Here is a 14,284-nt window from a genome sequence, read left to right on the forward strand (position 1 = left end):
AATCAGTCTTTTTTTATGTCTTTATACTGAAAAAAGAAGGGTTTAAGACTTTCTTTAGTATATATAAAATAGTATACATTATGACACACAAACGATGATTAATTAATAAGAAAGGCAGGCGATGAAAAGCTAAAATTTTGTTTGATTTAATTGTGAAAAAAGATAAAGAAATTTTGGAGGGAACATGAAAAATAAAGCGATTCTAAAGAAAATTGGTCCAGTATCTTTGGCGACTGTCATGTCCTTAACGGGTATTTATGGATATGCTACACCGCTAGTACAGGTACACGCAGCAGAAGACGCAGAAACACAGCTAGGTTCTATTATTGATGTTAAAAAAGTAGAAAAGAATATTGTTGAAATTACATACCAAAATGGATATAAAGGACGATTGACGTTCTTAGACAATGGAATTTTCCGTTTCAATGTTGATCCAAGTGGTAAATTTGAATTATATGCAACACCTAATAACAAAGAACATACGGGTAGAATTCAGCAGCAGCCTGATGACTCTGATGAATACACAAAACCAGAAGCTAATATTACAGAAGGGGATATAATTAGTATCTCTGCTGGAAACACAGTCATTGAATTCAATAAAGCAAATACATTAATGACAGTAAAAAGAGCAGATGGCAGTATCGTATTAAAAGAAAGTGAGCCATTACAGATTGCATCAGGGAATACAAAGCAAGTGTTAGAGGCTTCTGATGATGAGTATTTCTATGGTGGCGGTACACAGAACGGTCGTTTCTCTCATAAAGGACAGGTTATCAAAATTGAAAATACGAATAACTGGGTAGATGGAGGCGTTTCTTCACCAAATCCATTTTATTGGTCTACAAAAGGTTATGGTGTTTTAAGAAATACTTTCAAACCAGGTGCTTATGATTTTCAAAATAGCAGCAACGGTGTAATCACAACACACAGCGAAAAAGAATTTGATGCATATTATTTTGTTTCAAAGGCTGCTGATGCATCACAAACAGCTGAAGAGCTATTACAGGATTATTATAAAGTAACAGGAAATGCAATTTTATTACCAGAATATGGTTTCTATCTTGGACATTTAAACTGCTATAATCGTGATGGCTGGGATGTTGAAAAAACTGATGCGACTCTAAAGAATGGAAAAGCAGGTGGGCATTCTCAATGGACATTAGAAGATGGCAATAAATATTGGGAAAATGGTTTAACTGATGGTTATGTTTTAAAACCTGATGCTTATCCTGAAACATTAAATGGTACAATTCCTACAGAACTTGTTGATAACTTCCATGTAAAAGGTTCTGATAAAGATGATATCTATAAATTCTCAGCACGTGCTGTTATCGATGGACATGAAGCTGAAGATATGCCATTAGGCTGGTTTTTGCCAAATGATGGGTATGGTTGCGGATATGGTCAAAACGGGTATGAATATACCGGTGGATCAATGGAAGAAAAAACAAAGGCAATTGATGCCAATGTTGCAAATTTAAAAGATTTTACCGACTATGCAAAAACAAAGGGTGTAACAACCGGTCTTTGGACACAAAGTCAGTTAACGCCTAGTGAAAGTAATACGATAGAATATCAGAAACTTCGTGATTTTGAAAAAGAAGTTAAAAATGGTGGCGTTACTACTTTAAAAACTGACGTTGCATGGGTAGGAGAAGGTTATTCATTTGGATTAGATGGAATCACCAGAGCTTATAATACTGTTACAGAAACAAAAAATCGCCCTAATATTATCACACTAGATGGTTGGGCAGGTACACAGCGTTATGGTAGTATCTGGACTGGTGATCAATATGGTGGAGATTGGGAATACATTCGTTTCCATATACCTACTTATATTGGACAGAGTTTATCCGGAAATCCAAACATTGGTAGTGATATTGATGGTATCTTTGGTGGATCAACAACTGTTTCAACCAGAGATTATCAATGGAAATCTTTTACACCACAGATGTTAGACATGGATGGATGGGGTGCATTGGCTAAGAAACCTTATTATAATGGGGATCCTTATACAGCAATTAACAGAATGTATCTGAAATTAAAAGCAGAATTAATGCCTTACACTTATACATTGGCTAAACAGGCTACGAATGGTCTGCCAATGATTCGTGCAATGTTCCTTGAATATCCTAATGAAGGAAATGCATTTAGCAAACGTAGTACAGAATATCAATATATGTATGGAAGCAACTTCTTAGTAGCTCCTGTATATGAAGATGTTGATGCTGATGAAAATGGCAATGATGTTAGAAATGGTATCTACCTGCCAGATGAAAATCAAATTTGGATTGATTACTTCACAGGAAAACAATATAAAGGTGGACAGACATTAAATAACTTTGATGCACCAATCTGGAAACTTCCATTGTTCGTGAAAAATGGTTCTATCGTACCAATGTATGAAGAACATAACAATCCACAGGCAATCACAGATACAAATAAAAACGGTTTGGATAAAACAAAACGTGTTGTTGAATTCTGGCCTGCAGGTTCTACAAACTTTACTTTATATGAAGATGATGGAAACTATGTAGATAACAGTAATAAAGAAGAAGTTTCTTATGGAGGAAATGTCACTACTAAATTTACTTCTGAAGTAGATGGTACAACAGCTACATTAAAAGCTGCTAAATCTATTGGAAGTTATAATGGATATGATAGTGAACGTAATACAACATTTGTAGTGAATGTTTCTAAAGAGCCTACTAAGATTACTGCAAAAAATGGTAATAGCGAACTGAGTCTGAAAAAAGTGAATTCACAGGAAGAATTTGATAAGGCTGATGGTAATGTCTATTTCTATAACGAAGCACCTAATCTGAATAAATATTCAGAAGCTGGAGAAAGTTTCAATACAGAGATTACAACAAATCCTAAATTATATGTAAAATTTGCGAAAACAAATGTGAATCAGAATGATCAGACATTGGTAATTGAAGGATTTGAAAATAAAGCTGATTTCTCTAAAGAAGAAGTTAACGAAAGCCTTTCAGCACCAGTGTTAACACAGGATGAAGAAGCATTAACACCAACAAGTGTAACATTGAACTGGAATGAAATTGATGGGGCTGATACTTATGAAATCATGACAGATGGTATCATTAATAATGTTGGCAATCACACAAGTTTCCTTGATAGAAATCTTGATTATCATTCTTCTCATACATACAAAGTACGTGCAAGAAATGCTGCAGGATATTCTGAATGGAGTAATGAATTAAATGTTACAACATTAGAAGATCCTTGGAGAAATGTACCTGAACAAAGCGTTATATGGGAGCATGGAGATGATTGGGGTGCATTAGAAAATGCAAACGACAGAAACTTCAATTCTATGTTCCATTCAACAGGTGATGCAAGAGGTCAGGACTTGATTATTGATATGAAAGATGCATATCAACTTGATAAATTTGAATACTATCCACGTGGCGCAGGTCAAAGTGGAGATGGCGCTGTTAGTAGCAGAAGCAATGGTATTATTTCACAGTTAGATGTTTCAATCAGTATGGATGGCAAACATTGGACAAAAGTTCACAATGGTGCAGATGATACATGGACATATAACAATGGTGAAAGTGTTCAAAGTAATGTGAAAACAGTCGATTTAAATGGAAATGCAGCACGTTATGTAAAACTGAATGTCGTTTCTTCTGTAGGTGGATTCTTTGCGACAAACGGAATCTATGTTCATAAGAAAGATGGTACAAACAGCTTTGCGGTAGGAAGTAACTTAAATAAACCAACCGTAACAGAAGGCGATTATACAAATATGAACCAGTATGTTGGTGTATCTAAAAATTATCATCCTACAATCTTTGAATCACAGATCAAAGCACACTATGCGGATATCAATAACAATGATGTTTATGACGCATATGATTATGCATTCACGATGTTTAAACTTGATGGTGGTACTACGAAAACTGGAGATGTAAAAGGTAATATGTTATTTATTCCTAGTGCTGATTCAGTAAAAGCTGGTGAAACTTTCACAGTTGATGTTTACGGTGATTCTATGGAAAATGTAAACGGCTTTGGTGCTTTAATCAACTATGATCCTGATATGATAGGTGATGTATCAGCAACAGCAAACCCTTACGTTGCTTCTTTAGAAAACCTGACAATCAATACACCATACGATGATGGTTCAGGTGCAACTTTGAATATGGCATTCTTAAACAAAGGCGATAAAGCTTTAGTTTCTGGCAACCATACAATTGCGACAATCACAATGAAAGCAAAACAAGATATCAACCTGAAAACAAAAGCAGCGGATTCTTTCTTACATATTGAAAATGGTATTTTAATTGGACCAAACTTCTCTACAGTAGAAGCAAAAATCAATGAAACACCAGAAATACCAGTTGCACCAGATGCAAAAGATACAATCATGAAGGAATCTGATTTAAATTTAACACTTACAAACGAATTCTTACCAACAGATGATGGCACGAATGTTGAAAAGCTGATTCATGGTAAAGAATACAGTGGATTGTTTAATGGTGGTACAGATGATAATGGATTTGAATTCTTCTGGAATATCGAAGATGAATATAAAGAAGAATGTGTAGTTCTTCCAGTTACACTTCATGCGGCACTGAAAGAAGAACAAACATTGTCAAAAATCAACTTATTTAACCGTAATGGTCTTGGACAGGGTGCAGTACACAAAGTGAAATATACAATCACTTATGCTGATGATTCTGTTGAAGAAAAAGTAATTGAAGGAAAAATTGAAGAATACGCTTATACTCCTTTAAAAGCTGATGTGAAAGTTAAGAATGTTGACATTGAAGTATTTGCAGCAGAAGATGCTACAGAAGAGCAGAAAAAACTGTTAACATTATCTGAATTACAGTTGGTACATACAGACAAAGTAAATGTAACAGATGTTATTTTGGATGAAAATAATGCAAAAGAATTATTTGTACGTGAAATCAGTCCTGTTAAAGCAACAGTCACAACAGATCCTGATAATGATGCAAATAAATTCTATAAAGTAGAAAGTTCTAATCCAGAAGTAGCCAATATCATTGTTACAGGAGAAGGAAATAATATCTCTTATCTTGTACACACATTAAAAGCAGGAACAACAACGATTACCGTTACTTCTATCACTGATCCTTCAAAGAGCAAATCTTATGAATTAACAGTGAAAGAAGGTATTAGTACAACTGACTTAATGGATGCAATCAATAAAGGAAATAAATATGGTTCAACAAAATATACTGAAGAAAGCTTTAAAGCATTACAGGATGCTTTGAATGCCGCAACAGAATTATTGAAAAATGAAACATATACACAGGCACAGATTGATAGTGCTACAACAGCAATCTTATCCGCAATCAATGGATTGGTTGTAAAACCATTAGATCAGAATCTATTAATCAATACAGAAGCTAATAAAGCAGGCGTTACAATCAATAGTGTATCTAGTGAAATAACTGCTGAAGATGGCGAAGATGGTATTGCTGCAAATGTTCTTGATTACGATGAAGGTACTTATTGGCATACAAATTATATGAATGAGGACGATTTAAAAATGCCTCAGGATATCGTATTTAACTTAGGAAAGAGCTATGATTTAAGTGATGTTACATTCCTGCCTCGTCAAAACCAGGGCGGAGCAAATGGTGATATCTTAAAAGCAGAAATTCAAATCAGCAAAGATGGAGAAACATTTACATCTGCAGGTGTATTTGAATTTGAAAATAACGGTACATATTTAACTAGCAGAGATTGGCAACGTGCTTCCTTTGATACTATGACTGGACAATATGTGAAGTTTATTGTTTTAAGTGCTGGTGGAAATGAAATGAATGCTTATGCATCTATGGCAGAAATTCGTTTTTATGGCAATGAAACAAAAGAAGTAATTGTGGTGGATAAGAATGCATTACAAAATGCAATAAACGAAGCTTCCTTACTTCATGAAGCAGATTATACGCCAGAAACATGGAAAGAATTTGCTATCGCATTAGAAGCAGCAAAAGATATTATGAAATCTGAAACTGCAGATCAGGCTGCTGTAGATAAAGCCGTTAACGATTTAGCTGATAAGAAAGATAAACTAGAAAAAGTCAATGCTGATATAGTAAGTAAAGTATTGTTAAAAGCTGAAATTGCTACTGCTGAACAATTAGATAAAGCAAATTACACAGAAAAAACATGGAAAGTATTTGAAGCTGCATTAAAAGAAGCAAAACGTGTCGATGCAGATGAAAATGCAACCGTAACTGATGTTGACAAAGCACTAAAAGCATTACGTAATGCAAGATTAGGCTTAGAGAAGATTGCTGATGAACCGATTGTAAATCCAACTACAGGAAAAGAAGCATTGGCAAAATTAGTAAATGATATGAAAGCTTATGATCAGGCAAATTATACTGCAGATAGCTGGAAGAATTTTGAGGCTGCATTGAAAAATGCACAGGCAGTTCTGGATAATGAAAATGCTACAGCTGAAGAAATTGAAAACGCACAAACAGCTTTGAAAAAAGCTATGAGTGAATTAAAAGCTATTGAAAAGAAACCAGAAGAACCTGTAAAACCAGTAACTCCTGATAAAGATAATAATCAGAATGACAACAAACCATCACAAGACAACACAGATAATGGAGATGTTGATACAGCTGATCATACAAATACAGGCTTACTTGCAGGTACTATGCTTGCTGCTGGTATCGGCGCAGTTCTGCTTCTGAAAAAGAAAAAAGAAGAAACAGAATAAGATTATTTGAATTACAGTAATATCTGTTCAAATATATGAAATTTATTTTGAAGTCGTACAATCATAAAACGAAGAGGTATTCCTTGATCAGATAATCAAGAAGAACTATGTTTGTGCATAGTTCTTCTTTTCCATTTTATTTGAAACGAAAAATAGTTGGATGAAAAGAGGACGGATATGAAAAAGAGATGGATGGCTATATTTTTATGCTTATTATTATTAACAGGCTGTTCTGGTTATGATAGAGATGATTCTCCTGGACAGATAATTTATATCACCTTAGATGATATGAAAGCAATGATGGAAGATAAAAAAGAATTTGTAATTGCATTTACACAATCCCTTTGTGTTTATTGTCAAAATTTTCATGAACTATTTTCCGAATATTCAAAACATCATCATGTAGTTATATATGAGGTATTGTTGGATAATGAATTAGGAACACCAAGTCAGAACAGAGCGATTATTCAAGAGTATTTTCCTGCTTTTGATACGACACCTGGAATTTTCTATGCGAAAGATGGAAAAGTATATGACCAATTATCTAATATAAAAATCACAGAGGAAGTATTTGATAACTGGGTTCAAAAAAATCAATTAGATAAGAAAGAATAAAGGAGAATACAATGAAAGAGAAAAAGAAAACAGAAGGAAATGCACATATATTATTTAATGTATTAACGATTTTACTATTGATCTATCTGGTATATACGATATTTACAACGTATTCGCAATTATCTGCATATTGTACACAATACAATACCACAATGGCAGCACAATGGTCTTATTGCCTACAAGTGTTTCTTGCGGCAATTGTGCCATGCCTAATCTATGCATCTACATGTTATGGCATTGGAATCATTATAAAAAACCAACAATCCATTTTGGAAAACAAATCTAAATAAATTATGAAAACAATCTTGATATTAGTTATTTGTGTAATTGTACTAGTCGTAATTTTTGTACTGCTTAGACTATATAAAAAGCTACAATCAAAACAGAGAAGAAAATCAAAAAATGATTTAGATGGAATGTTTCTTTTAAATAGAAAAAGCCATAAACATGATTAATTTATTAAAGAAATCAAACAGTCAGGACAGTTTCGTATCTGTCCTTTTCGTGCTATAATGGTCAACAGGAAGTGACCAAATATGGAAAAAGAAATCATTGAACAAAGAATTCAACATTTTATGGAACTAAGAAATACCAAAACAGGAACCATCAACGCTATGCTGGAGATGGAATTATATGCCTATGATCTGGAACAAAAAACGATTACATTAGCATTTCCAGTACGCACTTGGGAAGCAAATCCAGTTGGCAATATGCATGGTGGAATGATTTGCGCAATACTAGATGTAACAATGGGATGTGCAGCTTATGTATTCTCACAAGCGTATTTTACACCAACGATTCAAATGTCTGTGAATTTCGTGAAAGAAATTACATCAGATGAAGTATTACTGGTAGAAGGAATCTTAGATCATGCAGGCAGCCGTATGGCACAGGCAAGAGCAATCGCAAGATTACAGTGCACAAATGAAGTAGCTGCCACAGGAAATGGCAGTTACGCAATGAATCATAAGAAATGAGACAGTGATGTGATGAAATCACTGTTTTTCTTTCACAAAACATGCTAATATGTAAGAAAGAAAGACCAGAGGGGCGTATCATGAAAATTGTACAACTAAAATATTTCATAGCAGTTATCGACTATGGCAGTATCAATAAAGCCGCTGAACGACTATATGTATCTCAACCAAGCTTAAGCCGATCCATTCAGGCATTAGAAAATGAAATAGGAAAACCATTGCTTATACGTTCCAATCATGGCGTTTCCATGACACCAACCGGGCGTCTGGTTTATTACTATGGACAATCAATTATAAATGAATTAAATACATTGGAACGGTTAAAAGGATTAGATGAAAAATCTATTTACTCAAAACTGAGTGTATCCAGCAGTTCTATCTTTTTAAAAGACGATTTGGTGTTAAAATGTTATGAAAAATTAATATCCAGTGAAACAGAAATCCAGATGATTGAAACAACTACAGAAGAAGTGTTTGAAAATGTGGAAAACTCAAAATCAGAAGTTGGCATTGTGATTTTAAATGATATGCAATTGATAATATTCAAAAAAATGGCAGAAATCAAAGAAATAGAATATGAAGTACTAGGCTCAGGTCCTATTTATATTCATATGAATGAAGAAGATCCATTAGCTAAAAACGATACCATACGTTTTTCTGATTTGATAGACAGAACCTTTATTCATTTACCAAATGATTTCTTTTCTGATATCAATAAGAGTATTAATATCAACGGAATGCAGCTTTCCACGTTTCCCAAGGTTTTGATCATGCGTAACTATCATGCAATGTTAAGTATCGCAAAACATACATCTTCATTCTTAATCGGTCACAAATGGCAAGTAGAAGAATTGAAACATTCTCATATGAAAAGTCTTTTGTTAAAGGACAATGATTTACAAAAACATTTTATTATCATTAAGCGAAAAAATCATGTACTATCCAGTGCTGGTCGTATTTTTATAGATATCATCCATGATACATATAAACAAGTTTAGTTATACAATTTGAGTATAACAGGTAATTAGGTAATAAGCATTATACAAAAAAATCTCCTTGGAATATAATAGTGTTGTAAGGTAAAGATAGCAATCAGCTTATCATTACTACATTCTTATATAAATATCGGAGAGGAGATATTATTATGAAAAAGAGTACACTATTATCATTCGTCACAGCAGGTGCTATCGTAGCAACTAGCGTTGGAACATATGCAGCATGGGATCAGACAAGTGGACAAACAGATACGAAACAGTTAACTTTTACTAAACCAGTTATCGTTGAAGTTACAAAGGATATGGCTGGATTTACAACAAATGAATTAAATGGTAATAGTAACAAATCAAGTACAGGTACTGTAAGTTTAAAATCAAATGATGCAACAAAAACGATTGAATTAAGTTTGGTAGATGCAGATGGAAATCCATTAGCTGTTCCAGAAGGATTAAATGTCAACTTTTCAACATCAGATACTTCCCAAAATGGCACTGTAGTTGATAATGGGGATGGTACAGCTTCAGTTACAGGATATACTGTAGATACTAATTTAACATATGATGTGAAAATAGAAGTTAAAGATGAGGTAACTCCAGATCAAGCAACTAATTTATCAAACACTCCATTGAATTTTGCAGTTAAAGCTACTCTAACTAATACACCAGACGCAGCTTAAAGCCGTAATCCTACGGCTTTTTTCCTAGTCAGAGAACGTATTGTGTAGTAAAATGAAAGAAAGACAAGGGGAGTTGTTTATGCGATGAAGCTGCTAAAGAAAATAACAACCTTTTTAAGTGCTATTGTAGTGATAGCACTTTTGGTGTTTGTTGTTTGTATGCAGATATATCCAGAGGACACTTCCAGAGTGGTTGGATTTCGGTTTTATACTGTATTGACGAATAGTATGGAACCAATAATCCCTACATATTCTCTTGTTTTTAGTAAGATGATAGATGAAGATGAAAAAATTGCACCAGATACGATTGTGACATTTAAGGCGAACCGTTTTGGGCAGGATATCCTGTTGACGCATTATTTCCGTAAGACACAGGAAAAGGATGGTGTGTTGTATTATCGTACCCAAGGGGCAACGGCGCCGGATTATGATAATTATGAAACAAGCAGGAAAGATATTATTGGTAAGTATGTTTTTCATGTGCCATATCTGGGGAAAGTCTTTTTGTTTTTAAAAAGTAAGTTTGGCTTTGTGATGTATGGGGAATTGTTTGTGATCTGGTTGATCAATAAAACGATTAAAACACGTTGGGATGAAAAGGCCAGAGAAAAACGTATCAAGAAGAAACGGGCCTTTACCATTACAGAACTTGCACTTGAGGAAGGAAAAGATTGTCTTGTGTTAAGTGGATATTTAAGAAACAATATGAAGAAGCCAGTACACTTTGTGATGGCAAGATTGAAATTCTATGATGCGAATCACAACTTGGTAAAAGAAGATTTATGGTATCTTGCGGATAAAACGTATCTGAAGCAGGATGATATGGTGAAATTTGAATATCTGCTGCTGGATTATGAAGGTATTGAAGACTTTGAAATTCATGTGATTAAATATAAGCATTAGCTGATGGTGGAAAAACTGTCAGCTTTTCTTTTTGAAAATGTGAAAAGCGCTTGCGAAATCATGGATTTGGGGTACAATGAATAAGGATGAAAAAGGAGGCTGTTTTATGACAATTATTGAAAAATTAAATGCATTGAGAACATTAATGAAAGAAAGAAATCTGGATGTCTATATGATTCCAACTTCTGACTTTCATGAAACGGAATATGTAGGAGAACATTTTAAGGCAAGAGCATATATGTCTGGATTTACCGGATCACAGGGAACATTGATTGTGACACTCGATGATGCGGCATTATGGACTGATGGCCGTTACTTTATTCAGGCGGCAGATCAGTTGAAGGATACCACGATTACGTTGATGAAACAGGGAGAAGAAGGTGTTCCTACCATTGCACAGTATATTTATGATCATGTGACTATGCGGGGTGGCGTAGGTTTTGATGGTCGTGTCATGAATACCAAAATGGTAAAGGCAATCATGAGTAAGCTGGAAGAAAAAGAAGTGCATATCGCTTATGAAGAAGATCTGGTGGGTATGATTTGGGAAGATCGACCAGCATTACCTAAAAAACAAGGCTTCTTTTTGAACGTAGAATATAGTGGTAAATCCACAAAAGATAAATTAGCTGATTTATATGATATCATGAAAAAACAGGGAATTACACATCATATCATTACATCACTAGATGATATCGCATGGATCACAAATATGCGTGGATGGGATATTGCACGCTATCCTGTTATGCTGGCTTATCTGATTTTGACATTAGATGGTGGTGTGATTTTCGTTGATAAAGAGAAATTGAATGATGAATTGATCGCAAACTTTGAAGAAAATCATATAGAAATTAAAGACTATAATGATATTTATGAATATGTGAAAACCATTGATTCAGATGCAGTGATTATGTTAGACAGCAGTGTGGTAAATTATGCGATTACCCAGAATTTAAATCAGAATATCAAGATTGAGGATCGTGTAAATCCAAGTCAGCTGATGAAAGCCATGAAGAATGAAATTGAATTAGAAAATAATCGTAAAGTACATATCAAAGATGCTGTCGCTATGACAAAATTTATGTATTGGTTAAAGACGAATATCGGTAAAGAAAAGATGAGTGAAATCATTGCGAGTGATTATTTAGAAAAGCTTCGTAAAGCACAAGGTGCCATTGATTTAAGTTTTAATACGATTTCTGCGTATAAAGAACATGCGGCAATGATGCATTATAGCGCAACACCTGAAAGTGATGTAGAGTTGAAAAAAGAAGGCATGCTTTTGGTTGATAGTGGCGGACAGTATATGGAAGGTACTACAGATATTACCAGAACATTTGTATTGGGTGAAATCAGTGATGAAGAGCGTTATTGGTTCACAACTGCATTACGCAGCAACATCGCATTATCAAAAGCGCATTTCTTATATGGCTGTCGTGGTATGAATCTGGATATTCTTGCCAGAGGACCATTATGGGAACAGGGTATGGATTACAAGTGTGGTACAGGACATGGCGTTGGTCATTTACTGAATGTGCATGAAGGTCCAAATGGTTTCCGCTGGAAGATCGTACCGGAAAGAAAAGACAGCTGCGTATTAGAAGAAGGTATGACACAATCCAATGAACCGGGTGTTTATGAAGAAGGCAAGTTTGGTATCCGTCATGAAAATGAAATGGTTGTACGTAAGGGTGAAAAGAATGAATATGGACAGTTTATGTATTTTGAAACAATTACCTTTGTGCCATTTGATTTAGATGGACTAGATGAAGCTTTATTGACACAATATGATAAAGAATGGCTGAATGCTTATCATAAACAGGTTTTTGAAAAGGTGTCACCATACTTGAGTGATGATGAAGTGGCATGGTTAAGAAAGGCAACAAGAGCTATCTAATATAGCTCTTTTTCACATATGAAAACGGTATTGATAGAATTACAATGTCCCATGTGTGGGGCAATCTTTCATAAGAAAAGTGAAACATTATTGTTGCATGGATTTGAATCCAATGATGAAGCAAGACTTCGTGATGGTACCTTTTTCACAGCACACTGCCCCATTTGTGGAAAGGAAAGCAAGATTTTGCATAACTTTCTGTATATTGATAAAGAACATCATTTTGCGATATTGGTGAAATCAAGAAAAGATATGGTGGAAAGTGATCAGGAGCTTTACGCAAGAGATGCTCATTTAAGAAAACGCTATGTGAGTAAAGTAGATGAGATTCCAGAGAAAATCAGGGTATTGGAAGATGGATTGGATGATCGTGTAATAGAGATATTAAAGCTAAAACTATTACGGCAATATCAAAGGAAAACACCAGATGTGAAAAATGTCATCTATCATGACAGCGATAGACAAAGTGAAACATTGTGGTTTGATATCCTGTATACAGATCGAGAGGATATTGTCGGTATAGAAAAAATCAGTTATGATCGAATTTTAAAACAGCTGCCAGTGGATGGCATGCGATTTGTGGAAATTGATCGAGATTGGGCATTATCACAGGATAGATAAACGAAAAGGAGAGGCATGATGGAACAGGAAAAAGATCGCCAGCTGGGAATCACCTTTCAGATTAGTCTGGACAGCTTTTTAGATGAGCCAAAAATTGTGAATGATGAAAAGAGTACACAATATGAACAGGCATTACAGGTGCTGGAAGAAGCGAAACGCTTTCGCAGTAATCAGAAGAAATGCGATATCGCAAAGCAGGCACTTGGCATATGTGGGGATTGTATTGAAGCATATCTGGTGTATGGCTGGAATGTACAGGATATTTATGAACGTATCCATATCCTTCGTCAGGGTATGGAGCTTGCGACAATGAATATCGGCAAAGAATTTTTCTTGCGTCATGTGGCAGATTTTTATGAAGAAGATGTGATGAAGCCGCTTCTGCAAATCAAATTTGCGTATGCGCTGTCTTTATATGAAGCTGGCAATTTGAAAAAAGCACAAAAACAGTTTCAGGAGATATTGAATCTGAATCCATCGGATGTTTTTCATGTCAAACATTATGTATATGCATCTTATCTTTATTTTGAACAATTGGAAAAATGTAAAGAATTGCTTGGCAGGGAACTGCACGAGGATACTTTCTTAATGTATGTAAGGTTTTTGTTGTTGATGAAGGAAGAACAAATAAATGAAGCGAAGGCTATGGTAACACAGTTGGCTCAGGCAAATACGCATCTATTTGATATGTTGACGTATCGTATGATGAATACAGCCGCAATAGTGCCCCATTTTGAAGCTGGTTCTTTTGAAGAAGCGGCCTATATTTATAAAGTGTTGTCCAAAGTGATTTCTACCTTGGAATACCTGCCGGTATTTTTGATGAAATATGAGAATGAAGATTAGGGAAAGCCATTACAAGACGG

10 protein-coding genes are annotated in these 14,284 nt (G+C 34.7%); all 10 read left to right on the plus strand.

Annotation, left to right across the window (positions count from 1 at the left end; genetic code table 11):
* Positions 1-184: 184 nt before the first annotated feature.
* The 10 genes from DW761_RS04255 (at position 185) to DW761_RS04300 (ending at position 14,264) form a co-directional block, all read left to right on the plus strand.
* Positions 185-6,733, plus strand: a complete 6,549-nt coding sequence (locus tag DW761_RS04255) for a discoidin domain-containing protein (RefSeq protein ID WP_117516518.1) — start codon at positions 185-187, stop codon at positions 6,731-6,733.
* 177 nt (positions 6,734-6,910) lie between these two features.
* Complete coding sequence (locus tag DW761_RS04260; protein WP_117516519.1) at positions 6,911-7,348, plus strand: hypothetical protein; 438 nt, start codon at positions 6,911-6,913, stop codon at positions 7,346-7,348.
* Between the two features lie 11 nt (positions 7,349-7,359).
* Positions 7,360-7,638, plus strand: coding sequence for a hypothetical protein (locus tag DW761_RS04265; RefSeq protein ID WP_117516520.1), 279 nt, complete (start codon positions 7,360-7,362; stop codon positions 7,636-7,638).
* A gap of 420 nt (positions 7,639-8,058) precedes the next feature.
* Positions 8,059-8,325, plus strand: coding sequence for a PaaI family thioesterase (locus tag DW761_RS21815; protein WP_394336547.1), 267 nt, complete (start codon positions 8,059-8,061; stop codon positions 8,323-8,325).
* An 80-nt stretch (positions 8,326-8,405) separates the two neighbouring features.
* Positions 8,406-9,323, plus strand: a complete 918-nt coding sequence (locus tag DW761_RS04275) for a LysR family transcriptional regulator (RefSeq protein WP_117454205.1) — start codon at positions 8,406-8,408, stop codon at positions 9,321-9,323.
* Between the two features lie 146 nt (positions 9,324-9,469).
* Positions 9,470-9,997 (plus strand): hypothetical protein, encoded by a 528-nt coding sequence (locus tag DW761_RS04280; RefSeq protein WP_117516522.1) that lies wholly within the window; start codon positions 9,470-9,472, stop codon positions 9,995-9,997.
* 84 nt (positions 9,998-10,081) lie between these two features.
* Complete coding sequence (locus tag DW761_RS04285) at positions 10,082-10,900, plus strand: signal peptidase I (protein WP_117516523.1); 819 nt, start codon at positions 10,082-10,084, stop codon at positions 10,898-10,900.
* 106 nt (positions 10,901-11,006) lie between these two features.
* Positions 11,007-12,797 (plus strand): aminopeptidase P family protein, encoded by a 1,791-nt coding sequence (locus DW761_RS04290; protein ID WP_117516524.1) that lies wholly within the window; start codon positions 11,007-11,009, stop codon positions 12,795-12,797.
* An 18-nt stretch (positions 12,798-12,815) separates the two neighbouring features.
* Positions 12,816-13,418, plus strand: coding sequence for a CpXC domain-containing protein (locus tag DW761_RS04295; protein WP_117516525.1), 603 nt, complete (start codon positions 12,816-12,818; stop codon positions 13,416-13,418).
* Between the two features lie 18 nt (positions 13,419-13,436).
* Positions 13,437-14,264 (plus strand): hypothetical protein, encoded by an 828-nt coding sequence (locus DW761_RS04300; protein ID WP_233513020.1) that lies wholly within the window; start codon positions 13,437-13,439, stop codon positions 14,262-14,264.
* Positions 14,265-14,284 lie beyond the last annotated feature (20 nt).

It is taken from the genome of Absiella sp. AM29-15 (genome assembly GCF_003434225.1).
Classification (GTDB): domain Bacteria; phylum Bacillota_I; class Bacilli_A; order Erysipelotrichales; family Erysipelotrichaceae; genus Hoskinsella; species Hoskinsella hominis.